Genomic DNA, 26,422 nt, shown 5'->3' on the forward strand with positions numbered 1-26,422 from the left:
CCCTGTTCCCGGAAGGAAACGGCTGGCCCAGGCGCTCGCCGAAGGCCCGGCCGATGCCGGGGCGGCGAAAAGGTTGGTGCGCGGGGCCGACGGAACCGGGTACCGTCTTTGTCATGTTCTTCCAGACGCCGATTTACGAGTGAGAGCGTGACGGGCCCCTGCCGACGTCCTTCGACGTCGCCGCCCGTCCCCCACCGACGAATCCGTAGATCACTTCACTTCATTACCGGGAGAACCCGTGACCGTGAGCAAGAACATCAACAACCCCGTGGGCATGGGCGGCGGCCAGCGCAAGAAGCTGTCCCGCGCCGAACGGCAGAACAACGGCCCGTACCGCAACCTCGACCGCCAGGGCGCAGCCGACCAGAAGGCGGAGCTGGTGCGCAAGATGCGCGAGAAGGCAGCCGCCGCTGAGGGCGCCGGTCAGACGGGCGACGACACCACACAGAGCTGACGCACCGCCGCCACAGGGGCGGCGGCACCGCACGGGGCAGGGCCCCGGACCGCGCCTCGCGGTCCGGGGCCCTGCTGTCGTACCGCGCGCGGCCGCTCCAGCTCAGCTCTTGGCCAACCACCCGCGTCTCAGCCGACCACCCGGGGCAGCCGCAGATTCGGCAGCCCCGTCACCGCCACCACCCCGAGCTGAACCAGCAGCTCAGCGCGTTCCCCGTGCCCAGCCCGGGCGACACTGCAGCCAAGGCTTGTCCGGTAAAAGGATCTTGGGTGTGGCGGCGTGGCTGATCGCGCTGTGAACTGTCCCTCTGCCCGGCGAGGTTGAGGTTGTGCAGGCGCGCGATTCCGCGCATGGCGGGATGGACGCGGTTGCCCGGCTGAAGGCGGCCCTGGCGCCGGTGCCCGATCTGCTGGGTGTTGATCTCCTGGCCGACTTCGAAGATCTCCGATGGGTGATCCACTCGATGTATCGATGTATCGATGTATCGACGCCTCGTGCAGGGGGATCCGACCGATCTCGGAATCCGCCTCTTCGACATCGGCAAGGCTCACCATGACGGGACCGGACCGGGGTGGCCGCTAAAGTCGCGGCATGGGTGGGGATCCAGTGGGGCGAACGCGGCCGTGCAAGTGGTGTGGTGTTCCGGTGCCGCAGCCGAGGGGCCGGTGGCGCAGGCGGCGTTTCTGCAGCAAGAGCCATCGCCGGCGGAACCGTGTCTGGTCGGCGATCACGAATGCGCTGGACTGGCTGTGACCGTCCCGGCGCTGGACCCGGAACGCCTCTCCTGCGGCACTTGCCGCCGAGTACGGCACGGACGCCGTCCTGACCCGGGACCTCCGCGACTTCCGGACCGTCCGTCCGCTCGGCGGCAGGCACACCCACTTCCGGATCCTCCCCGAGGGTCTCTGACCACGGGGTCAGCCGGTGTGCGGACCTGTCACGGGGTCTGTTCGGCCAGGTCCGTCATCAGCTTGTGCAAGGGCTTTGTGGCGCGCTCCCGGAATTCCTGGATGGCCCAGCCGTTGCCGTCCGGGTCCGTGAAGTGCATGAAGGTGCCGCCGTCCTGGGGGGCGTACTGGACGGGCTCGCTGACCTCCAGGCCGCGGGCGGTCAGTTCCTCGTAGGCCGCCTTGGCGTCCGCCACGACGAGCTGCAGGCCGTGGTACGTGCCCGGCTGCGGTGTTCCCGTCGGGATGGGGATCCCATCGGCGAGCGCGATCGAACAGCCGGAACCGGGGGGTGTCAGCTGGACCACGCGGGCGCCCGGCATCACCTCGGTGTCGATGTCGACGTGGAATCCGACCTTGTCCTGGTAGAAGGCCTTCGCCCGGTCGATGTCGGTGACGGGAAGCGTGATCACTTCAAGGGCCATGTCCATGGAGCGACTCCTTTGTCGTACGCATTGTCTTAGGCGTCTGTCGTAAGGCGTCTGTCGTAGGTGGTGTCGCGTGCGCTGTGCCGTCAGGTCGTGCGTCCGTCGAACCGCCAGCGGGTCTGGCTGAACGGTTCTCCCTTACCGAAGCCGAAAACGGTCCCGGGCGCCACCGAGAAAACAAGAGCCTTCCCGGCGCCGTGGTGGAAGTGCCCGTCGCCGACCTCGAAGTGCCAGAAACTGCCGTACTTGCGCTCCCACGCATCGGCCAGCTCGCGCAGCCTGGCGTCGTCGGACACCCGGACCGCCTCGCCCTCCACCACGAGGTCGTACCCCTTGTTCCAGGTGTTGGTTCCTGTGGTCAGTACGACGCTCGGGTTCAGCGCGAGGTTGCGCGCCTTGCGCTCCTCGGGTCCGGTGCAGAAGTGCAGCGCGCCGTCCGACCACACCGTCGGCAAGGGCGTCACATGAGGCCGTCCGTCGGGGCGTACCGTCGAGATCCAGAACAGTTCGGCCTCGGCCAGCAGCGCCTCGGCCTCGGACCAGGGGCGTGCGGTGGCGGTCTCGTCGCTGTAGCGCGTGTCCAGCTCGGTCCGTGGTTCCATGAGCTCTCCTCCTGTGACCCGGCGGATGTCTGGATGATTCCTCACCAGGACAGACCCCGCCCGCCGACGGAACTCATCGGTCCCGCGGTCACCACATGGGCCGGCGGCCGGTCACAGGACCTCCGCCTCCGGGAAGATCCGGGCCACGGCGGCGGTCCGGCTCGACACGCCCAGCTTGGCGAAGGCGTTCTCCAGGTGCTTGCGGACGGTGCTAGGGGACACGACGAGCTGCTCGGCGATCTGCGGGGTGGCCAGGCCGCGGGCCACGCAGCGCAGGACGTCCAGCTCGCGCCGGGTCAGCCGTACACGCGGTCCGCGCCTGAGGGCGGCCTCCTGGTAGAGCGTGTACAGGTGGGGCGCCATCAGCCGCAGCGTGGTCATCTCGTGCTCGGTGAAGGGCTTCGGCTCCTCGCGCAGGAACTGGAAGACCCGGGTGCGGTTGGGCGCCGTGGGCAGGGCGACGGCCGCGATGCACTTGAAGGGGCTCAGGCACTCGGTGTAGATCGGCAGGTTCATCAGCTCGCGCACCGACATGAAGTCCGTCATCTGGTGCGCGTCGGGACTGCTGTGCGGGCCCGCGACCCACGTGCACTGCAGATGCTGGTGCCGCCAGCGCCAGTACCCGTCCAGCGAACCGTCGTCCCCGCCCATGTTGCCCCAGTTGTCGTACGGGGTCTCCTGCTCGTTGACGTGGATCCGGGTCGGGATGTCCAGCTCCGAGAAGCAGGCGCAGTCGCAGGGGATGAGGCGCTGCAGCCCGAGCAGCAGTGACTGCGGAGGTACCGCGTCCGAGAGGTCGCGGCGGGCCTCGTCGAGGATGTCCGCCATCCGCCGCAGGTGTGCCTCGGCCGTCGTGCCGGTCGCTGTCATGACGGCCTCCCGGGGCCGGTTCTCGCCTGTCGCGAATGTACGCCCCTTCTGTGCGGCCGTGTGCCGGAGATTCGCCAAATGACGAATGGGCCAAGGCCGTTGGCGGGCGCAGTCTCGAAGAAGGCGGCCGCCTCGGCCGTCGGAAGAGACAGACGAGATAGACGAGACAGAAGAGACAAGTGCATCCCATGCATGCTCACCGGCGCACCCATCACGCTCGTACGCACCCGTACCCCCGGCTTCGCCACCCCGTGCCCCTCGTCGGCGGCGCCACCGCCCTCGTCGCCGCACTGCTCGCCACCGGGTGCGGCAGCGCGCCCGACGCCACCACCGGGGCGGCGGACGACTCGGCGTTCTCGACCGTGCGGTTCGAGCTCGGTCCCCGCGGGGGCATCCAGGTCTCCGGGGCGTCCCGTGACGCCGTCGCTCCGGCGGGGGCCCACCCGGCGTCCGCGGGCCGGGCGCACGCGTTCGACCGGCCCGACGGCAGGCTCCTGGTCGTGCTGCGGCACTGGTCCGGGCCGGGCGCGGAGCGGGCCTCGCGCGGCCGGGTGCCGCGGTTGCCGCCCCTCGACGAGGCCGCGGTCGAGACCGCGTTCCTGGTCGACACCGCGAACTGGGTGCGGGCCGACCTCGACGGACACCCGCTGCAGTGGCTCCGCCGGGACACGATCCGGATCGACGCGACGAACATCGCCGCCGGGGACACCGCCCGCCTCACGCTGTCCGCGCCGCACAGGGGTCGGGACGGACAGCCCACACCGCCGGCAGGCAACCGTTCGTGCGAGGGACTGGACGACTGGGCCACGCGCGACGCGGTGCTCCCGGCGGTCGAGGCGGGCGCGCCCGTCGCCGACGTACTGGCACGGCTGCGGAAGCAGTGCCTCGACGTGCAGTACGCGTCGCTGCCGGGCGGCGCGCGCCCCGGCACCGTGGAACGGGTCCTGGTCCCGCTCGCCGGCCGTCCGGACGTGCTCGTGGCCGTGCCGACCGTCGGCGGCACCGAGCTTCCGGGCCGTACGGCGGGCAGCACGGTGCTCGTGGACCCGCGCCGACCGGCCACGATGGTCGTGGCCCGCTGAAACCGCTGACCCGCGTCCAGGCGCTTCCCTCAGGCTCTCCGGTTAGGCTCAGGGCCGTACGACCTTGATCCCGTGGGAGTAACAGGAGGCCGGGGATGATGGCGCCGGGGCGCAGGAGCAGCACCTTCTCGCGGCTGCTGCGGCACGGTTTCACCGATCCGTCCGCCGCGGAACGGCTCATGGAGAGCGCGGAACTCGCGCCGATACGGAACGATCCGGTGCTGCTCGACGCGCTCGGAGCCACCGCCGATCCGGACCTGGCACTGCTCGGGCTCGTACGGCTCGTCGAGGCGCAGGACGGGCGCACGGCCCGGCGCGAGCTGCTCGACACGCTGATCGCGGCCAAGCCGCTGCGCGACCGGCTGCTCGGGGTGCTCGGCGCGTCCGCCGCGCTCGGCGACCACCTCGCGCGGCATCCGCTCGACTGGCAGGCCCTCGTGATGTACGAGCCACAGGACCTGCACCCGGGCACCGCGGAGTTCGAACGCGGGCTCGCCGACGCCTCCGACCCCGTGACACTGCGGATCGCCTACCGGCGGTGCCTGCTGTCCATCGCCGCGCGCGACGTGTGCGGGACGACCGACGTCGCGCAGACCGCCGCCGAGCTGGCCGATCTCGCGACCGCCACCCTGCGGGCCGCGCTCTCCATCGCCCGGGCGGCCGCGCCCGAGGACGCCGCGATGTGCCGGCTCGCGGTGATCGCGATGGGCAAGTGCGGGGGACACGAGCTCAATTACGTCTCCGACGTCGATGTCATCTTCGTCGGGGAGGCCGTCGACGGAGCCGACGAGGGGAAGGCCCTGCGGGCCGCCACCCGGCTTGCCTCGCATCTGATGCGGGTCTGTTCCGAGACCACGGTGGAGGGGTCGATCTGGCCCGTCGACGCCAATCTTCGGCCCGAGGGGCGCAATGGGCCGCTTGTTCGGACCCTCAGCAGCCATCTCGCCTATTACCAGCGGTGGGCCAAGACCTGGGAGTTCCAGGCCCTGTTGAAGGCCCGGCCCGTTGCCGGGGATGTCGAACTGGGCGAGTCGTACGTCGCCACGCTCGCGCCGCTCGTCTGGCAGGCCGCCGAGCGGGACAACTTCGTCCCCGACGTGCAGAAGATGCGTCGGCGGGTGGTCGAGAACATCCCTGTCGCCGAGATCGGGCGCGAGCTGAAGCTCGGTCCCGGCGGTCTGCGGGACGTCGAATTCGCCGTGCAGCTGCTGCAGTTGGTGCACGGGCGGGCCGACACGTCGTTGCGCAGCGGGACGACGCTGGACGCGTTGAAGGCGCTGGCCGCGGGCGGATACGTGGGGCGTGTCGACGCCGTGCTGCTGGAGGACGCCTACCGGTTCCTGCGTTCCATGGAGCACCGCATACAGCTCTTTCGGCTGCGGCGTACGCATCTGGTGCCCGAGGAGGACGCCGATCTGCGGCGTATCGGGCGGTCGTTGGGGCTGCGCACCGACCCCATCGCCGAGCTGAACCGGGAGTGGAAGCGGCACGCCTCCGTGGTGCGGCGGCTGCACGAGAAGCTCTTCTACCGGCCGTTGCTCGACGCCGTCGCCCAACTCGCGCCCGGCGAGAGCCGGTTGAGTACGAACGCGGCCCGGGAACGGCTGGTCGCGTTGGGGTACGCCGATCCTGCCGCCGCGTTGCGGCATCTGGAGGCGCTCGCCTCCGGGGTCTCCCGGAAGGCCGCCATCCAACGGACCCTGCTGCCTGTTCTGTTGGGGTGGTTCGCGGATTCCGCCGACCCCGACGCCGGGTTGTTCAACTTCCGCAAGGTGTCCGACGCGTTGGGCAGGACCCCTTGGTATCTGCGGCTGTTGAGGGACGAAGGGGCCGCTGCCGAGAACCTCGCCCGGGTGCTGTCCGCCGGGCGGCTGGCGCCCGACCTGCTGATGCGGGCGCCCGAGGCCGTGGCACTGCTCGGCGACGGGGACGGCGGCGGGCTCGAACCCCGCAGCCAGGCCCATCTGGAACAGGAGATCCTCGCGGCCGTCGGGCGCGCCAGTGGCGGCGAGGCCGCGGTCACCGCCGCGCGTGGCGTGCGGCGCCGGGAGTTGTTCCGTACGGCCGCCATCGACATCGTGAACTCCTACGGGACCGAGGAGACGCCGGCCAACGCCGACCAGGGTGCGCTGGTGGATCTGGTCGGCGGGGCCGTCTCGGATCTGACGGCGGCGACACTCGCGGGCACGTTGCGGGCCGTGGTACGGGACGGGTGGGGGGACACTCTGCCCACCCGGTTCGCGGTCATCGGGATGGGGCGCTTCGGGGGGCACGAGCTGGGCTACGGGTCCGACGCTGATGTTCTGTTCGTGCACGAGCCCCGGGAAGGGGCCGATGAGCAGGAGGCCTCTCGGGCCGCGAACTCCGTGGTCTCCGAGATGCGGCGGCTGTTGCAGGTGTCCAGTGCCGATCCGCCGTTGTTGATCGACGCGGATCTGCGGCCCGAGGGGAAGTCCGGGCCGCTGGTGCGGACGCTGAAGTCGTACGAGGCGTACTACCGGCGGTGGTCTCTCGTGTGGGAGGCCCATGCGTTGCTGCGGGCCGAAGTTGTCGCCGGGGACGAGGAGTTGGGGCAGAGGTTCATCGAGCTGGTTGATCCGTTGCGGTATCCGGCGGAGGGGCTTGGCGAGGATGCCGTGCGGGAGATCCGGCGGTTGAAGGCCCGGATGGAGTCCGAGCGGATGCCTCGCGGGGCGGACCCGACGTTGCACACCAAGCTGGGGCGGGGTGGGCTGTCCGATGTGGAGTGGACCGTTCAGTTGCTTCAGTTGCGGCACGGGTGGGCGGAGCCCGGGCTGCGGACCACTCGTACGCGGGAGGCTCTCGCGGCGGCCTGTGCCGCGGAGCTGATCTCTGGTGAGGATGCATCGACGCTGGACGAGGCGTGGGTTCTGGCTACGCGGGTGCGCAATGCCGTGATGCTGGTGCGGGGGCGGGCGGGGGATACGTTCCCTTCGGACGGGCGTGAACTTGCTGCCGTGGGGCGGTACTTGGGGTATGGGCCGGGGCATGTGGGGGACATGCTCGATGACTATCGGCGTACCACTCGGCGGGCTCGGGCCGTTGTCGAGGAGTTGTTCTATGGGGCCGCTGAACGGTAGGGGGTCGGTGGTGGTTGTTCAGAGGGTGCGCGTTCGGGTGCGGGGCCGTGGGGGCTTGTCGCGCAGTTCCCCGCGCCCCTGGGGTGGTTTGGGCCGTCGCTGATTCTGCGGGTTGTCGTCGGGCGCCTGCCCCTGGTGACGGGTCGGGGACGCGGCGGGGTATCCGTCCTAGGTCAGGCGCGATTGGGGGGCCTTCGAAAGGGAACCCGGCGCGGACGCGCCAGCCGCTGCGGGCGGACACCCCGCCGCGTCCCCTTCTGACGTCCTGCGGGTGCGGGTCATTGCCACACCGGTCAGGACTATGGCCATGCCTGCCCAGATACGGGGGCCGGTGGACTCGTCGAGGACCAGGGCGCCCAGTGCTACGGAGACGACCGGGAGCAGGTAGCCGACCGTTGCCGCGCTGGTGGGGCCCTCGTCCGCGATGAGGCGGTAGTTGAGGTAGAAGGTGACGCCCGTGCCGAGGATGCCCAGGGCGGTGATCGCCAGGAGGCCCGTGGCGTCGGTGTGCAGGGGGCCGGAGGCGGGGACGGAGAGGGTCGTCCAGGCTGTGGCGGCCAGGAGCTGGGCCGCCGACATGGCGATCGGGGCGCCCCGGTCGGTGAGTTTGCGGGCCATGTACGCGAAGGCGATGGCGTAGCTCGCCGCGGCGGCCAGGAGGGACAGGGCGCCCCAGGTCAGCAGGCCGGCCGAGCGCTGCCAGGGGGCGAAGATCAGGAGTGTGCCCGCGAAGCCCAGGAACAGGCCGGTCAGGCGGATGCGGCCCAGTCCCCGGTCCGTGCCCAGCAGGATCCCGAGCAGCAGGGACCACAGGGGAGTTGTCGCGTTCAGTACGCCCGCGATGCCCGAGTCGACCGTCTGCTCGCCGATGCTGAAGAGGGCGAAGGGGATCGCGTTGCAGAAGAGGGCCGCGATGGCGAGGCGGGTCCAGGTTGCGCGGTCGCGGGGGAGGCGTTGCCCTGCCGAGCGGGCCAGGAGGAGGAGTACCGCCGTGCCCAGGGCGCAGCGGGTGATCGTGATCTGGGCGGGGGACAGGCCGTGGTTCAGGGCCAGTTTGATCCACAGGAAGCCCGAGCCCCAGAGGAGGGCCAGGGCGGCCATGCGGAGGGTCGATGTGAGCGGCATGCGTCCACGGTGAGGCAGAGGGTGGTGTAAGGACAAGTGAAGGATCTTGCATGCACTGTTAAGCTCTGCTGCATGCTTGATGTGCGACGCATGCAGATGCTGCGGGCCGTGGTGACCAGTGGGTCCGTGACGGCCGCTGCCGCGCGGCTCGGCTATACGCCGTCCGCCGTCAGTCAGCAGATCGCCGTCCTGGAGAAGGAGGCTCGTACGCCTCTGCTCGAACGGGTCGGGCGCGGGGTGCGGCCCACCGCGGCGGGGCTGATGCTCACCGAGTACGCGGACGTCATCGGGCGGCAGGTCGCCGAGGCCGAGACCGCGCTGGTCGACTTGCTGGAGGGGCGTACGGGGCGGCTCGCCGTGCGGTACTTCGCCACGGCGGGGGCCGCGCTCGTGGCTCCGGCCGTGGCGAAGGTGCGGGCCGAACATCCCGGTGTGCAGGTCGAGTTGAAGCTCGTCGACTACGAGGACTCGCTGCCGGACGTGAAGGAGGGGCGGGCGGATCTGGCGCTCGTGGTCCGGCCCTCGGAGGAAGCAGGGCCCGACGGTGTGCGGCTCGTCCGGCTGCTCGACGATCCCTACCTCGCCGTGCTGCCCAAGGGGCATCCGCTGGCCGGGCGGCGGACCGTCTCGCTGGCCGACCTCGCCGAGGAGCCGTGGGTGGGGAGCGAGTGGCCCGGGCCGTGTCTTGATGCGCAGCTCCTGGCGTGCGAGGCCGCCGGGTTCCGGCCGAGGTTCGTGGTGGACAGCGGGGATTACGCGACCGCGCAGGGGTTCGTCGCGGCGGGGCTGGGTGTCAGTCTTGTGCCTCGGCTGGGGCTGGGGAGTCGGCATCCCGGTGTGGTGGTGCGGGAGGTTCGGGGGCCGGAGCCTGTGCGGTCGATTTTTGCCGTGGTGAGGGAGGGGGCGCCGCAGTCGCCGGCTTTGCGGAGTTTCCTGGGGGCGTTGCGGGATGCCGGTGGCGCGACCTGAAGCAGTTGGTTGGGCTGTGGCTGCGGGGCGGTGGGGGCTTGGCGCGCAGTTCCCCGCGCCCCTTCGGGGGCGCTGCCCAACCGCGGCGGACGCGCCCCGGACCGGCCTGTGCCGGACCGTTCGGGCCCCGGGGGCCCTACGCCTTCGTCGGCAGCAAGCGGCGTTTCGGTGGCGTCTCCGGGACCAGCCGCGGCAGCGCGTACGGCAGCGATCCGTACCAGAGCCTTGCCACTGTGTAGCCGAAGGCCAGGCAGATCATGCCGCCGACCGCGTCCAGCCAGAAGTGGTTGGCCGTGGCCACGATGACGACCAGGGTCAGCGTGGGGTAGAGCAGGCCGAGGACGCGGACCCACGGCACCGAGGCCAGGGCGAAGATCGTGAGGCCGCACCAGAGGGACCAGCCGATGTGCATGGACGGCATCGCGGCGTACTGGTTCGACATGTTCTTCAGGTCGCCGGAGGCCATGGAGCCCCAGGTCTGGTGGACCACGACCGTGTCGATGAAGTCGTTGCCGTTCATCAGGCGGGGCGGGGCCAGCGGATACAGGTAGTAGCCGACCAGGGCCACACCGGTGGTGGCGAAGAGGACCATGCGTGTTGCCGCGTAACGGCCCGGGTGGCTGCGGTAGAGCCACACCAGGACACCCAGCGTCACCACGAAGTGCAGCGTCGCGTAGTAGTAGTTCATGCCAACGATCAGCCAAGTCACCGAGTTCACGCCGTGGTTGACGGCCTCCTCCACGGCGATGCCGAGGTGGTGCTCGACCTTCCAGATCCAGTCGGCGTTCTCCAGCGCCTTCGTCCGCTGCTCGGGGACCGCGTTGCGGATCAGTGAGTACGTCCAGTAACTCACCGCGATCAGCAGGATCTCGAACCAGAGCCGGGGGCGGCGAGGCGTACGCAAGCGGCGCAGGAAACCCTGCCCCGCGCGGCTGTTCGCCTCGTCCGCGACGGGCTGGTGTGTGGCCTGCTCCTGGCCTTCCAGTGTCGTCACGGTGCTCTCACCCATAGAGACAGAGTCTGCCAGATAAGCCCTTCCCCACCGATCATCCCTCGGGTGGGTCCTGCCCGCACGTTCTACACCCGGAGTATGTGGGGCACTACTGCTTACGTACGATTTCGGTCCCCAGGAGCCGAAGCGGTGGAACCCCGCACCACCAGTTCCGGCATGAACACGAACTCGCTGTGGGGCGCGGGTGTCCCGCCGATCTCCTCCAGCAACGTACGTACCGCGGCCTGACCCATGGCCGGGACCGGCTTGCGGACCGTCGTGAGGGGCGGGTCCGTGAACGCGATGAGAGGGGAGTCGTCGAAACCTACGACGGAGATGTCCTTGGGGACTTCGAGGCCGCGCTGTCGTGCGGCCCGTATCGCACCGAGCGCCATCATGTCGCTCGCGCAGACGATGGCCGTGCAGCCACGGTCGATGAGCGCCGCGGTGGCCGCCTGGCCACCCTCCAGCGTGTACAGCGAGTGCTGGACCAGTCGCTCCTCGATGTCGGCCGAGGTGAGGCTCAGCAGGTCCTGCATCGTGCGGACGAAGCCCTCGATCTTCCGCTGGACCGGTACGAACCGCTTCGGGCCCAGAGCGAGACCGATGTTGGTGTGACCCAGCGAGACGAGGTGGGTGACCGCGAGCGCCATCGCCGCCCGGTCGTCCGGCGAGATGAAGGGCGCCTGCACCTTTGGCGAGAAACCGTCGACGAGGACGAACGGCACACCCTGGCCGCGCAACTGCTCGTAGCGCTGCATGTCCGCGGAGGTGTCCGCGTGCAGTCCGGAGACGAAGATGATGCCGGCGACGCCCCGGTCGACCAGCATCTCGGTCAGCTCGTCCTCGGTGGAACCGCCCGGAGTCTGGGTCGCGAGGACCGGCGTGTAGCCCTGCCGCGTCAGCGCCTGACCGATGACCTGGGCCAGGGCCGGGAATATCGGGTTCTCCAGCTCAGGGGTTATGAGTCCGACGAGCCCCTCGCTGCGCTGTCGTAGGCGGACCGGGCGCTCGTAGCCCAGTACGTCGAGCGCGGCCAATACGGACTGGCGGGTGGTCGCGGCGACGCCCGGCTTTCCGTTCAGGACGCGGCTGACGGTCGCTTCGCTCACGCCCGCCTGGGCTGCGATGTCGGCAAGCCGTGTGGTCACAGGACTGGACTGTACCGGCCGGGTCTCGCCCTGCCCACCGAACGAACGACGGGTGCGGGCACTTGATCGGCCCGCTCGGGGCTGCTGCGTCATCGCGTTCCCTCGTGATTCTGGTCGGCACTTCGGTCGGTACTTCGGTCGGCATTCCGGGCTGTGTCCGTCGCGTACACGCCGTGTGCGCCTGCGGGAAGGGGTGGTTCCTGCAAGGCGCCGCCGGGGCGATGATCCCCGTGACCGACGGGTATGGCAAGAGCTTGCAGAGTCTTGCACAGTGGTCCCGTTCCCGGTGAATGCCTGTGAAACAAGGCCTCGGGACGGTCGAGAAGAGGTCACGCCCGGGTAACTGTCTGTCGTTCTTGCACTTTTTTGCTGCAAGGTCTTTCGCGGCGCTTACATCGCTGTTACGTTCACGTCGCCCGGCGGCGGCAACGGTGCGGTCGGAGAGTCGGCGGGGACGGCGGACGGGGCCGTTCCCTCAAGCACACGGGCTTTCACCCTCAAGGAGAACTCATGCGGCGTGGCATAGCGGCCACCGCACTGGTGGCGTCCCTCGCCCTCGCGGCGACGGCCTGCGGCGGCGACAGCGACGGCAGTGGCAAGGCGGACGGCCCGGTCACCATCACGTGGTGGGACACGTCCAACGCCACCAACGAGGCACCGGTCTACAAGGCCCTCGCGAAGGAATTCGAGAAGGCCAACCCGGGCATCAAGGTCAAGTACGTCAACGTGCCGTTCGACCAGGCGCAGAACAAGTTCGACACCGCCGCCGGTTCCAAGGGCGCCCCGGACATCCTGCGCTCCGAGGTCGGCTGGACCCCCGCGTTCGCCAAGAAGGGCTTCTTCCTGCCGCTCGACGGCACCGAGGCCCTCGCGGACCAGGGCAAGTTCCAGCCCAGCCTGATCGAGCAGGCCAAGTACGACGGCAAGACGTACGGTGTGCCGCTGGTCACCGACACCCTCGCGCTCGTCTACAACAAGGCCCTCTTCGAGAAGGCCGGCATCGACGGGGCGCCCGCCACCTGGGCCGACCTCAAGACCGACGCCGGCACCATCAAGAAGAAGACGGGCGTCGACGGCTACTGGGGCTCCACCCAGGCCTACTACGCGCAGTCGTTCCTCTACGGCGAGGGCACCGACACGGTCGACGCCGACGCCAAGAAGATCACCGTCGCCTCGCCCGAGGCCAAGAAGGCCTACAAGACCTGGCAGGGCCTCTTCGACGGCAACGGCCTGCACAAGGCCGACACCACCGCGGACGCCTACGCCCACATCCAGGACGCGTTCGTCAACGGCAAGGTCGCCGCGATCGTCCAGGGCCCGTGGGAGATCACGAACTTCTACAAGGGCTCCGCCTTCAAGGACAAGGGCAACCTCGGCATCGCCACGGTCCCGGCCGGCTCCAGCGGCAAGGCGGGCGCCCCGACAGGCGGCCACAACCTCTCGGTGTACGCGGGCTCGGACAAGGCCCACCAGGAGGCCTCGCTCAAGTTCGTGAAGTTCATGACCTCGGCGAAGTCCCAGGAGACGATCGCCCTCAAGAACTCCACGCTGCCGACCCGCGACGACGCCTACACCACCGAGGTCAAGGCCGACCCGGGCATCGCCGGCTACCAGGGCGTGCTCTCCGCCGCCCAGCCGCGCCCGGCGCTGCCCGAGTACAGCTCGCTGTGGGGTCCGCTCGACACCGAACTGCCCAAGATCGCCGGTGGCAAGGAGTCGCTGGACAAGGGCCTGGGCAACGCGGAGACCGCGATCGCCAAGCTGGTGCCCGACTTCAGCAAGTGACCCGTGTGGCCGTCGGATCCGCCGGGCCCCCGCGAGACGGGGGTCAGGGGGGACGGATCCGGCGGCCACCGGCCGTGTCTCCAGAACGTGCGCCCAACCCCTGATTTGCAGATCTTCACGAAGGTTGTCGAACCATGACAGTCGTCATCGACCGCGCGACCGGCAAGCGCCGCGGTGAGCGGGCTCCGCGCCCCGGCCCGCTCCAGCGCCTGAAGCACTCGTACCAGCGGTACTGGTACGCGTACGCGATGATCGCCCCGGTCGTCGTCGTGCTCGGTGTGCTGGTGCTCTATCCGCTGGCGCGGGGCATCTACCTGACGTTCACCGACGCCACGAGCCTCAACTCGGCCCGCACGATCGGCGTCAACCACATCGACGCGACGTACCAGTTCATCGGGCTGGACAACTACGCCGACATCCTGTGGGGCCCCACCGCGTACGACCGTTTCTGGTCGCACTTCATCTGGACGATCGTGTGGACGGCCCTGTGCGTGCTGCTCCACTACGTCATCGGCCTCGGCCTCGCGCTGCTGCTCAACCAGAAGCTGCGCGGCCGGACCTTCTACCGGCTCATCCTGGTCCTGCCGTGGGCGGTGCCGACCTTCGTCACCGTCTTCGGCTGGCGCTTCATGCTCGCCGACGGCGGCGTCATCAACTCCATGCTCGACGCGGTGCATCTGCCCTCGCCGCTGTGGCTGGAGGACACCTTCTGGCAGCGGTTCGCCGCGATCATGGTCAACACCTGGTGCGGTGTGCCGTTCATGATGGTCTCGCTGCTCGGCGGCCTGCAGTCCATCGACGGCGTCCTGTACGAGGCCGCCGAGATGGACGGGGCGGGCGCCTGGCAGCGCTTCCGGCATGTGACCCTGCCGGGGCTGCGGTCGGTCAGCTCCACCGTCGTACTGCTGGGCATCATCTGGACGTTCAACCAGTTCGCCATCATCTTCCTGCTCTTCGGCGACACCGCGCCGGACGCGCAGATCCTCGTGACCTGGGCCTACCAACTGGGCTTCGGCCAGCAGCCGCGCGACTACGCGCAGTCCGCCGCGTACGGCGTGCTGCTGCTCTCCATCCTGATCGTCTTCACCTCCGTCTACCGCCGCTGGCTGGCCCGCAATGAGCAGCAGCTCGCGATCTGAGGCAGGAGTCCCCATGAGCACCACCACAGTCACGTCCCCCGCCCCGGCGGACCGGGACCCCGCGGACACCGCCCCGGCGGGCAAGGGGCCGCGGCGCGGCGAGCGCAGCCTCGCCGGCTCCCTGACCTCGCACGGCATCCTCGTCGTCGCGAGCCTGATCGCGCTCTTCCCGATCGCCTGGCTCGTCTATCTGTCCCTCGGCCCGGACAAGGACGACTACCTGCACCCCGGGGACATCCTCGGCAAGATGACGTTCGACAACTACTCGTTCGTGCTGCAGCACACGCCGTTCTTCGACTGGATGTGGAGCACGCTCCTCGTGTCGCTCGGCACGACCGTCATCGGCGTCCTGGTGGCGGCCACGACGGGTTACGCGGTCTCCCGCATGCGCTTCCCCGGCTACAAGAAGTTCATGTGGGTCCTGCTCGTCACCCAGATGTTCCCGGTCGCCGTGCTGATGGTCCCGATGTACGAGATCCTTTCGGAACTCCAGCTCATCGACAACTACTTGGGCCTGATCCTCGTCTACTGCTCGACGGCCGTGCCGTACTGCGCCTGGCTGCTCAAGGGGTACTTCGACACCATCCCCTTCGAGATCGACGAGGCCGGGCGCGTCGACGGGCTCTCGCCCTTCGGCACGTTCTTCCGGCTGATCCTGCCGCTCGCCAAGCCGGGCCTCGCCGTTGCCGCCTTCTACAGCTTCATCACCGCGTTCGGCGAGGTCGCCTTCGCCTCGACGTTCATGCTGTCCGACACGAAGTACACCTTCGCGGTCGGTCTGCAGAGCTTCGTCAGCGAGCACGACGCGCAGCGCAACCTCATGGCGGCCACGGCGGTGTTGGTGGCGATTCCGGTCTCCGCGTTCTTCTACCTTGTGCAGAAGAACCTGGTGACCGGGCTGACCGCCGGCGGTACGAAGGGGTGACGCTCCGCTGGGAGGGCCGCGATGTGTCCGCCGTCGATCGGCTGCGGCGCCGTCGTAGCTGATCGCGCAGTTCCCCGCGCCCCTTCGGGGCGTGGGTGGCGGTCGCGGTGTCCTCCCCCAGCCTCCGGCCGGGGGGACCCCCAGACCCCGCTGACACCGCGGCCGCCTCGTCAGCCGTCCCGGACACGAACCCACATACGAAGAAGCCCGCCCGACAACGACTCCATGACCGAACTCCTTTACGCCTCAAGGATGTTATGAGCCAGCACTCCGCCGACCCGGCCCCGACCTCCGCGCTCGCCACTGTCGCCGACCGTCGCGACTGGTGGCGCGACGCGGTGATCTACCAGGTCTATCCGCGCAGCTTCGCCGACAGCAACGGCGACGGCATGGGCGACCTGGAGGGCGTATGTTCCCGACTCCCGTATCTGCGCGACCTCGGCGTGGACGCCGTGTGGCTCAGCCCCTTCTACGCCTCGCCGCAGGCCGACGCCGGCTACGACGTGGCGGACTACCGGGCCGTGGACCCCATGTTCGGCAACCTGCTCGACGCCGACGCGCTGATCCGTGACGCCCACGACCTCGCCCTGCGGATCATCGTCGACCTCGTGCCCAACCACTCCTCGGACCAGCACGAGTGGTTCAAGCGGGCCCTCGCGGAGGGGCCGGGTTCGCCGCTGCGGGAGCGCTATCACTTCCGTGCGGGCAAGGGCGCGGACGGTGAACTGCCGCCCAACGACTGGGAGTCCATCTTCGGCGGCCCCGCCTGGACGCGGGTGACCGAGCCGGACGGTACCCCGGGCGAGTGGTATCTCCACCTCTTCGCGCCCGAGCAGCCCGACTTCAACTGGGACCACCCGGCCGTCGGCGACGAGTTCCGCTCGATCCTGCGGTTCTGGCTCGACATGGGCGTCGACGGGTTCCGTATCGACGTGGCCCACGGGCTGGTCAAGGCGGACGGACTGCCGGACCTGGGATCCCACGACCAGGTGAAGTTGCTGGGCAACGATGTCATGCCGTTCTTCGACCAGGACGGCGTCCACGAGGTGTACCGGGCCTGGCGGATCGTCCTCGACGAGTACGCGGGCGACCGGATCTTCGTGGCCGAGGCGTGGACGCCGACCATCGAGCGCACCGCCAACTACGTGCGCCCCGACGAGCTGCACCAGGCCTTCAACTTCCAGTACCTGAGCACCCATTGGGACGCCGAGGAGCTGCGGTCCTGTGTCGACCGGACCCTCGACGCGATGCGGCCCGTGGGCGCGCCCGCCACCTGGGTGCTGTCCAACCACGACGTGACCCGGCACGCGACCCGGTTCGCCAACCCGGCCGGGCTCGGCACCCAGATCCGTACCGCCGGAGACCGCGAGCTGGGGCTGCGCCGGGCGCGGGCGGCCACGCTGCTGATGCTCGCGCTGCCCGGGTCCGCGTACCTGTACCAGGGCGAGGAGCTGGGCCTGCCGGACGTCGTCGACCTGCCGGACGAGGTGCGCCAGGACCCGGCGTACTTCCGGGGCGCGGGCCAGGACGGGTTCCGCGACGGGTGCCGGGTGCCGATCCCGTGGACCCGGGACGGTTCGTCGTACGGCTTCGGCAGTGGTGGCAGCTGGCTGCCCCAGCCGTCCGGCTGGGGCGAGTTGAGCGTCGAGGCGCAGAGCGGGGTCGTGGGCTCGACCCTGGAGCTGTACCGGTCCGCGCTCGCCGTACGGAGCGAGCAGGCCGACCTCGGCGCGGGCGACCGTGTCGAGTGGCTGAAGGCTCCCGAGGGCGTGCTCGCCTTCCGCCGCGGGGCGTTCGTGTGCACGACCAACACCGGCGGCGAGGCTGCGACCGTCCCGGCGCACGGGCGTGTGCTGCTCGCGAGCGGCGAGGTGACCGTGACGGACGACGGCGAGGCGAAGCTGCCGGCCGACACCACAGTGTGGTGGATCGCTGACTGACCGTTCATCAACTCGGGGGTTCTGCAAGAACTTTCCGGAATTTTCAGAAGCCCGCCTTCCGCTTCGGGAGGCGGGCTTCTACTATCTGGCGCACCGCACGGCCGTTGAATCTTGCAGCAAGAAACGTCAACGGCCCTCCCTTCAATGGAGAAGGACCCCCACATGGCCAAGAGAGCTCTGTCCGGCGCGCTCGCCCTCGCCGCGGCCGCGTTCGTCGTCCCCGCGAGCACCGCGGGCAGCGCGTACGCCTCCCCGCCCGGCACCAAGGACGTCACCGCCGTCCTCTTCGAGTGGACCTTCGCCTCGGTCGCCAAGGAGTGCACCAACCGTCTGGGCCCCGCCGGTTACGGATACGTCCAGGTCTCGCCGCCCGCCGAGCACATACAGGGCTCGCAGTGGTGGACCTCGTACCAGCCCGTCAGCTACAGGATCGCCGGACGGCTCGGCGACCGAACGGCCTTCCAGAACATGGTCAGTACCTGCCACGCGGCGGGCGTGAAGGTCGTCGCCGACACGGTGATCAACCACATGTCGGCGGGCAGCGGCTCCGGTACGGGCGGCTCGTCCTACACGAAGTACGACTACCCGGGCCTGTACTCCTCGCCCGACTTCGACAACTGCACCTCGCAGATCAGCAACTACCAGGACCGCGGCAACGTCCAGAACTGCGAACTCGTGGGGCTCGCCGACCTGGACACCGGTGAGGAGTACGTCCGCGGGGCCATCGCGAAGTACATGAACGACCTGCTCTCGCTGGGCGTCGACGGCTTCCGCATCGACGCGGCCAAGCACATCCCGGCCGCCGACCTCGCCAACATCAAGGGCAGGCTGAGCAACTCGTCCGTGTACTGGAAGCAGGAGGCCATCCACGGCGCCGGCGAGGCCGTCCAGCCGACCGAGTACACCGGCACGGGCGACGTCCAGGAGTTCCGGTACGCGTTCGACCTCAAGCGGGTCTTCAACAACGAGAACCTCGCCTACCTGAAGAACTACGGCGAGGGCTGGGGCTACATGAGCAGCGGCGTCTCGGGCGTCTTCGTCGACAACCACGACACCGAGCGCAACGGCTCCACGCTCAGCTACAAGGACAACGCCAACTACACCCTGGCCAACGTCTTCATGCTGGCGTACCCGTACGGCGCGCCCGACATCAACTCCGGCTTCGAGTTCTCCTCCACGGACGCGGGCCCGCCCAACGGCGGTACGGTCAACGCCTGTTGGCGGGACGGCTGGAAGTGCCAGCACGCCTGGCCGGAGATCCAGTCCATGGTCGCCTTCCGCAACACCACCCGGGGCGAGTCCGTCACCAACTGGTGGGACAACGGGGGCGACGCCATCGCCTTCGGCCGCGGCAGCAAGGGCTTCGCGGCCATCAACCACGAGTCCTCCTCGCTGACCCGCACCTACCAGACCTCGCTCGCGGCGGGCACGTACTGCAACGTCCAGAGCAACACGACGGTGACGGTGAACAGTTCGGGCCAGCTCACGGCGACGCTGGGCGCGAATGCCGCGCTCGCGGTGTATTCGGGCAAGTCCAGCTGCTGACGGCCGCCGTTCGCGCAGTTCCCCGCGCCCCTTTCAGGGGCGCGGGGAACTGCGCAGTCCTTTGTCCTTGACCGGCGCCGCCCCGGACAGCAACTGAAAGTTCTTTCCACCCTTTGCAGGACTCTTGCTGAAAGGGTTTCGGTGGCGATACGTTCACGCGGATCCGTAATCGCAAGGAGTCAGGCCTGTGATACCAAGATGGCCGGTGCCCAGCGGGCACCGATCCGTACAGCGCAGACGGGCCGCGGCCGTCGCCGCGACCGCTCTCACGGCAGCGCTCGCCGCAGCGCTCGTCCAGCCCCTCGCCGCATGGGCGGCAGCCCCGCCCGCACCCCCGTCCGACGCGGCACTGGCCAAGGCGCCCGCCCGCAACGACCTGACCCGCGAGCAGTTCTACTTCGTCCTGCCGGACCGTTTTGCCAACGGCGACACGTCGAACGACAAGGGCGGCCTCACCGGCTCCCGCCTCGACACCGGGTACGACCCCACCGACAAGGGCTTCTACCAGGGCGGCGACCTCAAGGGCCTGACGAAGAAGCTCGACTACATCAAGGACCTCGGCACCACCGCCATCTGGATGGCGCCGATCTTCAAGAACCAGCCCGTGCAGGGCACCGGCAAGGACGCCTCGGCCGGCTACCACGGTTACTGGATCACCGACTTCACACAGGTGGACCCACACTTCGGTACGAACGCGGACCTCGAGCGGCTGATCGACAAGGCCCACGACAAGGGCATGAAGGTCTTCTTCGACGTCATCACCAACCACACGGCCGACGTCGTCGACTACGAGGAGAAGTCCTACGGGTACCTCTCCAAGGGTGCCTTCCCGTATCTGACGAAGGGCGGAGAGCCCTTCGACGACGCCGACCACGCGGACGGGACGGCCGGTGAGGCGGACTTCCCGTCCGTGGGCTCCGGCTCCTTCCCGCGTACGCCCGTCGTGCCCGCCGCGAAGAAGAACGTCAAGGTGCCGTCGTGGCTCAACGACACGTCGATGTACCACAACCGCGGCGACTCGACCTTCGCCGGCGAGAACTCCACGTACGGCGATTTCGGCGGCCTCGACGACCTGTGGACCGAGCGTCCCGAGGTCGTCAGCGGTATGGAGAAGATCTACCAGCGGTGGGTCAGGGACTACGACATCGACGGCTTCCGGATCGACACGGTGAAGCACGTCAACACGGAGTTCTGGACCCAGTGGGCCACTGCCCTCGACAAGTACGCCGCTCAGCAGGGGCGTGACGACTTCTTCATGTTCGGCGAGGTGTACTCGGCGGACACGTCGATCACTTCGCCGTACGTCACCGAGGGCCGCCTGGATTCCACGCTGGACTTCCCCTTCCAGGACGCGGCACGGGCGTACGCCTCCCAGGGCGGCAGCGCGAAGCGGCTCGCCTCGGTCTTCGGGGACGACTACAAGTACACGACCGACAAGGCCAACGCGTACGAGCAGGTCACCTTCCTCGGCAACCACGACATGGGCCGCATCGGCACCTTCCTCAAACAGGACAACCCGGGGGCGTCCGACGCCGAGCTGGTGAAGAAGGACAGGCTCGCCAACGAGCTGATGTTCCTCGGCCGCGGTAACCCGGTCGTCTACTACGGCGACGAGCAGGGCTTCACCGGCGCGGGCGGCGACAAGGACGCCCGCCAGACCCTGTTCGCCTCGAAGACGGCCGACTACCTGGACGACGACGAGCTGGGCACGGACCGCACGCATGCCGAGGACGCGTACGACACGAGTGCACCGCTCTACAAGCAGATCAGTGCTCTCGCGAGGCTTCGCAAGGCCAACCCGGCCCTCGCGGACGGCGTCCAGACGGAGCGGTACGCGGCCGACGGTGCCGGAATCTACGCCTTCTCCCGCACGGACGCGAAGACCGGCATCGAGTACGTCGTCGCCGTGAACAACGCCGACAAGGCGAACGAGGCGACCTTCGCGACCGGTTCGGCGAACATGACGTTCCGCGGGATCTACGGCACGGACGGTACGGGCGACGGGGGCGAGTCCCTCAAGAGCGGCGCGGACAAGAAGGTCACCGTCACCGTCCCGGCCGGTTCCTCGGTCGTGTTCAAGGCCGCGGGCAGGCTCGCCGCGCCCGCGACCAAGCCGGCCCTCACGCTGAAGGCCCCCGCCGAGGGCGCCACCGGCACGGTTGAGATCTCTGCGGATGCGGACGGCGGAGAGCTCAACCGCGTCGTCTTCGCCGCCCAGGTCGGCAACGGCAAGTGGAAGACGCTCGGCTCCGCCGACCACGCCCCCTACAAGGTCACCCAGGTCGTCGGCAAGGACGTACCGGCCGGAACCGCCCTGCGCTACAAGGCCGTTGTGATCGACTCCGCCGGGCGTACGGCGAGTACGGCAGCGGCCTCCACCACCGGCACCCCGCCCGCCGAGGAGATCCCGAGCGCCTCCTCGCGCGAGTACGCGGTCGTCCACTACAAGCGCGAGGCCGGCGACTACGCGGACTGGCGGCTGTACGCCTGGGGCGACCTCGCCGACGGCGAGGCGACCACCTGGCCGGAGGGGCACGACTTCATCGGCCGGGACACCTACGGGGCCTTCGCCTACGTGAAACTGAAGCCCGGCGCGTCGAACGTGAGCTACCTCGTCATCGACAAGGACGGCAACAAGGACGTCTCCGCCGACCGCACGATCGACGTCACCAAGACCGGCGAGATCTGGGTCGAGCAGGGCAAGGAGGCCGTACGGACCGAGCGGCCGGCCGCCGACTATCCGGCGCCGGACAAGACCAAGGCCGTACTGCACTACCAGCGCGCCGACGGGAACTACGACGGCTGGGGGCTGCACACCTGGACCGGTGCCGCGGACCCCACGGACTGGTCGAAGCCCCTGGAGCCGGTGAAGACTGACACGTATGGCGCTGTCTTCGAGGTGCCGCTCGCCGAGGGTGCCACCAGCCTCAGTTACATCATCCACAAGGCCGACGAGAAGGACCTGCCCACCGACCAGTCGCTCGACCTCACGGCGAACGGCCATGAGGTGTGGCTGTTGAGCGGCCAGGAGAAGTACCTCCTCCCGCAGCCCGCGGGCAGCGCCGCCGCGCTCGACCTCACCACCTCCAAGGCGGTCTGGATCGACCGGAACACGGTCGCCTGGAACGGCAACGAGGCCGCCGCGTCGACCCAGTTGCTGTACTCGCGCGACGGGTCCATCAAGGTCGAGGACGGCGCACTCGCCGGCGACGACGAGCGATGGCTGCGGCTCGACAAGGCCACGCTCACCGACGCCCAGAAGGCGAAGTTCCCGCACCTCAAGGACTACCAGGCCTGGTCCGTCGACCCGCGCGACCGCGACCGGGTGCGCGAGGCGCTGCGCGGCCAGCTCGTCGCCTCCCAACGGGCCGCCAACGGTGCCGTGTTGGCGGCCACTGGCGTACAGATCGCGGGCGTGCTCGACGACCTGTACGGCGGCGCCACGAAGGCGGACCTCGGTCCGACGTTCGACAAGGGACGGCCGACGCTCTCCGTGTGGGCGCCCACCGCGCAGGACGTGAAGCTGGAGATCGGCGACAAGGGAGCGCCCGCCAGGACCGTGCCGATGAAGCGGGACGACGCCACCGGCGTCTGGTCCGTGTCCGGCCCCAAGTCCTGGCAGAACAAGGCCTATCGGTACGTCGTGAAGGTGTGGGCGCCCAGCGTCCGCGAGGTCGTCACCAACAAGGTCACCGACCCCTACTCGGTCGCCCTCACCGCGAACTCCGAGCGCAGTCTCGTCGTCGACCTGGGCGCCAAGTCCCTCGCCCCCAGCGGCTGGTCGGGCCTGCGGAAGCCCAAGGCCGTCCCACTGAAGGACGCGCAGATCCAGGAACTGCACATCCGGGACTTCTCCGTCGACGACAAGACGGTCCCGGCGAAGGACAAGGGCACCTACCTCGCCTTCACCGACAAGGACAGTACGGGCTCCAGGCACCTCAAGAAGCTTGCGGAGTCCGGGACTTCGTACGTCCACCTCCTGCCCGCCTTCGACATCGCCACCATCCCGGAGAAGAAGGCGGACCAGGCGACGACCGACTGCGACCTCTCCTCCTATGCCGCCGACTCCGAGAAGCAGCAGGAGTGCGTGGCGAAGGTGGCCGCGAAGGACGCGTACAACTGGGGCTACGACCCGTACCACTACACGGTGCCGGAGGGCTCGTACGCCACCGATCCCGACGGGACGGACCGCACGGTCGAGTTCCGGAGGATGGTCAAGTCGCTGAACGAGGACGGTCTGCGGGTCGTCATGGACGTGGTCTACAACCACACCACCGCGAGCGGTCAGGCCGACACGAGCGTGCTCGACAAGGTGGTCCCCGGCTACTACCAGCGGCTCCTCGCCGACGGCAGCGTCGCCACCTCCACCTGCTGCGCCAACACGGCACCCGAGAACGCCATGATGGGCAAGCTGGTCGTCGACTCGATCGTCACCTGGGCCAAGGAGTACAAGGTCGACGGCTTCCGCTTCGACCTGATGGGCCACCACCCGAAGGCCAACATCCTGGCGGTCAGGAAGGCCCTCGACGCACTCACCCCCGCCAAGGACGGCGTCGACGGCAAGAAGATCATCCTCTACGGGGAGGGCTGGAACTTCGGCGAGATCGCGGACGGTGCCCGTTTCGTCCAGGCCACCCAGAAGAACATGGCCGGAACCGGCATTGCCACCTTCTCCGACCGGGCCCGTGACGCCGTGCGCGGCGGCGGTCCGTTCGACGAGGACCCGGGCATCCAGGGCTTCGCGTCCGGCCTCTACACCGACCCCAACTCCTCGGACGGCAACGGCACTTCGGCCGAGCAGAAGGCCCGCCTCCTGCACTACCAGGACCTGATCAAGGTCGGGCTGTCCGGCAACCTCGCCAAGTACACCTTCACCGACACCGCAGGCAAGGAGGTCAAGGGCTCCGAGGTCGACTACAACGGGGCGCCCGCCGGATACGCGGACGCGCCAGGGGACGCCCTCGCGTACGTGGACGCGCACGACAACGAGTCGCTGTTCGACGCGCTCGCGTTCAAGCTGCCCAAGGGCACCTCGGCCGCCGACCGGGCCCGGATGCAGGTCCTCGCGATGGCAACGGCAGTCCTCTCACAGGGCCCGGCACTGTCCCAGTCGGGCACCGACCTGCTGCGTTCCAAGTCGCTCGACCGCAACTCGTACGACAGCGGTGACTGGTTCAACGCGATCCACTGGGACTGCCGGGACGGCAACGGCTTCGGGCGCGGGCTGCCGATGGCGACCGACAACGAGTCCAAGTGGCCTTACGCCAAGCCCCTGTTGACGTCCGTCCAGGTGGGCTGCCCGCAGATCGAGGGCGCCTCCGCCGCGTACCAGGACCTGCTGAGGATCCGTACCGGCGAGAGCGTCTTCGGGCTCGGCACCGCCGAGCAGGTGCAGTCGAAACTGTCCTTCCCGCTGTCCGGCAAGGACGAGACACCCGGGGTGATCACCATGGAACTCGGCGATCTCGTCGTGGTGTTCAACGCGACCCCCGAGAAGCAGGAGCAGCGGATCGCCTCCCTGGCCGGGACGGCGTACACCCTGCACCCGGTGCAGCGGACGGGAGCGGACTCCACCGTCAAGTCCTCTTCGTACGATCCGGAATCGGGCAGTTTCGCCGTTCCGGGGCGGAGCGTGGCCGTATTCACCCGGACCGCCTGACAAGGCATTAATTTGGTGGGGCGGAACCCGAACCCTGTTCCGCCCCACCACCGTGCCTCGGGGGCCGCGCAGATGGACGGCAACGCCAACAGGACACGCACGACCGTGCTGATCGTCGACGACATGCCGGCCAGCCGCTACGCCATAGGGTCGGTGCTCCGTCGGGCCGGTCACCGGGTCGTGCCCGTCGCCACCGCCGACGAGGCGCTCGTCGAACTCGACGTACGGCTGCGCGCGGGATCCCTGCCCGACGTGGCCCTCATCGATGTCGGCCTGCCGGACATGAGCGGCTTCGAACTGTGCCGCCGGCTCAAGGCACAGCCGCCCACGTCCACGCTGCCCATCGTCCACTTCTCCGCCGCGGCCGTGGCACCCGCCGACCGCTGCGAGGGCCTGGACACGGGCGCCGAGGCGTATCTGACGGTGCCCGCCGAACCCGAGGAGATCCAGGCCGTAGTACGGGCCGCGGTACGCGCCGCCCAGATGCGGTTCGGCGCCGAGACGCTCGTGCGCCGGCTGACCCTGCTGTCCGGGATCATCGTCACCGTCCAGGGCGCGCGCAACCTCACCGAACTCGCCGACGCGTCCGCCGAGGGCGCCGCCCGGCTCACCGGCGGCCCGGCCGCCGTCTTCGTCCTCGGCCCGGACGGCGAGCTGTACTACAGCACCTCCAAGGGCCGCAGCGCCTTCGCCGTGCCGGACAGCCACGCGCAGGAGGCCGTCGTCCGGCTGATCAACCAGATGAGCAAGGGGCGCACCGGGGTGTTCCGCACCGTCGTGCCCGCGCGCCTGTGGCCCATGGGCTTCTTCCGGCCCGGCGTCCGGGACGACGCCCGCCTCGTGCTCACCCTGACCCAGGACGGCCGGGCGCCGGTGTGCTTCGCGACGCTCCTGCGCATACCCCGGCCCGGCGAACCCGACGACGCCGAGCCGGTCGGCCGCCTCGCCCAGGCCACCGCGCTCGCCGCCGAACCCCTGCTGATGTACCAGGTCGAGCGCCATGTCGCCCTCACGCTCCAGCACAGCTTCCTGCCCCAGCCGCACCGGCTGCCCGACCTGCCCGGCGTCGACGTCGTGGTGCGCTATGTGCCCGCGTCCCGGCAGACCGAGATCGGCGGCGACTTCTACGCCGCGCTGCGCACCGACGACGGGGTGCTCACCGCGGTCGGGGACGTCGTCGGGCACTCGCTGGAGGCGGCCACCGTCATGGTGGAGATGCGCCATGCCCTGCGCGCATACTGCGTCGAGGAATCCGATCCCGCGGTGCTCGCCGACCGGCTCGACCACATGCTGCAGCGCTACCACCCCGAGGTCACAGCCACCGTCTGCCTGGTCCACGTCGACCCGGCCACCGGGCGCACCCGGATCGCCAACGCGGGCCACATCCCGCCGCTGATCGTCCGTGACTCGGGCAACGCGGAGTACGCCAAGGCCGCCGGGCCGCTTCTCGGTCTCGGCCTCGGTCTGCCGCGACAGCCGCCCGTCGAACTGTTCCTCGACCCCACGGACCGCCTCCTCATGGTCACCGACGGGCTCATCGAGACCCGCGGCATCGATCTGGCGGTGTCCATGGAGGAGCTCCGCACGGCCGCGGCCGAGGCGCCGCCCGGGGTGTCCGCCCTGTGCGACACCCTTCTGGAGCGGTTCGGCGGGGCCCCGGACGACGACATCGCGATGCTTGCCCTCCGGTTAGGGTGAGCGCGTTGACC

The 26,422-nt window shown here is 69.3% G+C and carries 18 protein-coding genes; 11 read left to right on the top strand and 7 right to left on the bottom strand.

Going from position 1 to position 26,422, the window contains the following annotated elements:
* Nucleotides 1-238: 238 nt before the first annotated feature.
* On the top strand, nt 239-454 hold the full coding sequence (locus QF035_RS36925) for a DUF6243 family protein (protein WP_307525204.1): 216 nt from the start codon (nt 239-241) through the stop codon (nt 452-454).
* 169 nt (nt 455-623) lie between these two features.
* Here QF035_RS36925 and QF035_RS36930 read toward each other — a convergent pair whose 3' ends face one another.
* From QF035_RS36930 to QF035_RS36950, 4 genes are all read right to left on the bottom strand, one after another.
* Complete coding sequence (locus tag QF035_RS36930) at nt 624-914, bottom strand: hypothetical protein (protein ID WP_307525206.1); 291 nt, start codon at nt 912-914, stop codon at nt 624-626.
* Nucleotides 915-1,391: 477 nt separating this feature from the next.
* Entirely contained in the window at nt 1,392-1,832 is a 441-nt protein-coding gene (locus tag QF035_RS36940; protein WP_307525208.1) for a VOC family protein, read from the bottom strand.
* An 83-nt stretch (nt 1,833-1,915) separates the two neighbouring features.
* Nucleotides 1,916-2,431 (bottom strand): pyridoxamine 5'-phosphate oxidase family protein, encoded by a 516-nt coding sequence (locus QF035_RS36945; RefSeq protein ID WP_307525210.1) that lies wholly within the window; start codon nt 2,429-2,431, stop codon nt 1,916-1,918.
* Nucleotides 2,432-2,542: 111 nt separating this feature from the next.
* A complete protein-coding gene (locus QF035_RS36950; RefSeq protein WP_307525211.1) occupies nt 2,543-3,301 on the bottom strand; it encodes a response regulator transcription factor in 759 nt (252 codons plus the stop codon).
* Between the two features lie 188 nt (nt 3,302-3,489).
* On the opposite strand from QF035_RS36950, the gene QF035_RS36955 reads away from it, so the two are divergent.
* Nucleotides 3,490-4,383: a hypothetical protein gene (locus QF035_RS36955; protein WP_307531715.1), complete on the top strand. Its 894-nt coding sequence runs from the start codon at nt 3,490-3,492 to the stop codon at nt 4,381-4,383.
* 95 nt (nt 4,384-4,478) lie between these two features.
* Nucleotides 4,479-7,484, top strand: a complete 3,006-nt coding sequence (locus QF035_RS36960) for a bifunctional [glutamine synthetase] adenylyltransferase/[glutamine synthetase]-adenylyl-L-tyrosine phosphorylase (protein WP_307525213.1) — start codon at nt 4,479-4,481, stop codon at nt 7,482-7,484.
* A gap of 168 nt (nt 7,485-7,652) precedes the next feature.
* On the opposite strand, the gene QF035_RS36965 is transcribed toward QF035_RS36960, so the two are convergent.
* Nucleotides 7,653-8,609 carry a DMT family transporter gene (locus QF035_RS36965; protein ID WP_307525215.1) on the bottom strand — a complete coding sequence of 319 codons (957 nt, stop codon included), beginning with the start codon at nt 8,607-8,609 and terminating at the stop codon, nt 7,653-7,655.
* A gap of 72 nt (nt 8,610-8,681) precedes the next feature.
* Between QF035_RS36965 and QF035_RS36970 the strand changes: the two genes are divergently transcribed.
* Entirely contained in the window at nt 8,682-9,578 is an 897-nt protein-coding gene (locus QF035_RS36970; RefSeq protein ID WP_307525217.1) for a LysR family transcriptional regulator, read from the top strand.
* A 136-nt stretch (nt 9,579-9,714) separates the two neighbouring features.
* On the opposite strand, the gene QF035_RS36975 is transcribed toward QF035_RS36970, so the two are convergent.
* The gene (locus tag QF035_RS36975) at nt 9,715-10,587 is read right to left on the bottom strand and encodes a phosphatase PAP2 family protein (protein WP_307525219.1); all 873 of its coding nucleotides are present in this window, start codon (nt 10,585-10,587) and stop codon (nt 9,715-9,717) included.
* A gap of 98 nt (nt 10,588-10,685) precedes the next feature.
* On the bottom strand, nt 10,686-11,720 hold the full coding sequence (locus tag QF035_RS36980) for a LacI family DNA-binding transcriptional regulator (RefSeq protein ID WP_307525220.1): 1,035 nt from the start codon (nt 11,718-11,720) through the stop codon (nt 10,686-10,688).
* A gap of 510 nt (nt 11,721-12,230) precedes the next feature.
* On the opposite strand from QF035_RS36980, the gene QF035_RS36985 reads away from it, so the two are divergent.
* The 7 genes from QF035_RS36985 (at nt 12,231) to QF035_RS37015 (ending at nt 26,411) form a co-directional block, all read left to right on the top strand.
* Complete coding sequence (locus tag QF035_RS36985; protein WP_307525221.1) at nt 12,231-13,505, top strand: extracellular solute-binding protein; 1,275 nt, start codon at nt 12,231-12,233, stop codon at nt 13,503-13,505.
* A 134-nt stretch (nt 13,506-13,639) separates the two neighbouring features.
* Nucleotides 13,640-14,644: a carbohydrate ABC transporter permease gene (locus QF035_RS36990; protein ID WP_307525222.1), complete on the top strand. Its 1,005-nt coding sequence runs from the start codon at nt 13,640-13,642 to the stop codon at nt 14,642-14,644.
* A 13-nt stretch (nt 14,645-14,657) separates the two neighbouring features.
* The gene (locus QF035_RS36995) at nt 14,658-15,569 is read left to right on the top strand and encodes a sugar ABC transporter permease (RefSeq protein WP_055611145.1); all 912 of its coding nucleotides are present in this window, start codon (nt 14,658-14,660) and stop codon (nt 15,567-15,569) included.
* Nucleotides 15,570-15,826: 257 nt separating this feature from the next.
* Nucleotides 15,827-17,509, top strand: coding sequence for a glycoside hydrolase family 13 protein (locus QF035_RS37000; RefSeq protein ID WP_307525223.1), 1,683 nt, complete (start codon nt 15,827-15,829; stop codon nt 17,507-17,509).
* 162 nt (nt 17,510-17,671) lie between these two features.
* Nucleotides 17,672-19,054, top strand: coding sequence for an alpha-amylase (locus QF035_RS37005; protein WP_307525226.1), 1,383 nt, complete (start codon nt 17,672-17,674; stop codon nt 19,052-19,054).
* Between the two features lie 187 nt (nt 19,055-19,241).
* Complete coding sequence (pulA, locus tag QF035_RS37010; RefSeq protein WP_307525228.1) at nt 19,242-24,713, top strand: pullulanase-type alpha-1,6-glucosidase; 5,472 nt, start codon at nt 19,242-19,244, stop codon at nt 24,711-24,713.
* 72 nt (nt 24,714-24,785) lie between these two features.
* Complete coding sequence (locus tag QF035_RS37015; RefSeq protein WP_307525230.1) at nt 24,786-26,411, top strand: SpoIIE family protein phosphatase; 1,626 nt, start codon at nt 24,786-24,788, stop codon at nt 26,409-26,411.
* The last annotated feature ends 11 nt before the right edge of the window (nt 26,412-26,422 follow it).

This window comes from Streptomyces umbrinus (genome assembly GCF_030817415.1).
Lineage (GTDB): Bacteria > Actinomycetota > Actinomycetes > Streptomycetales > Streptomycetaceae > Streptomyces > Streptomyces umbrinus_A.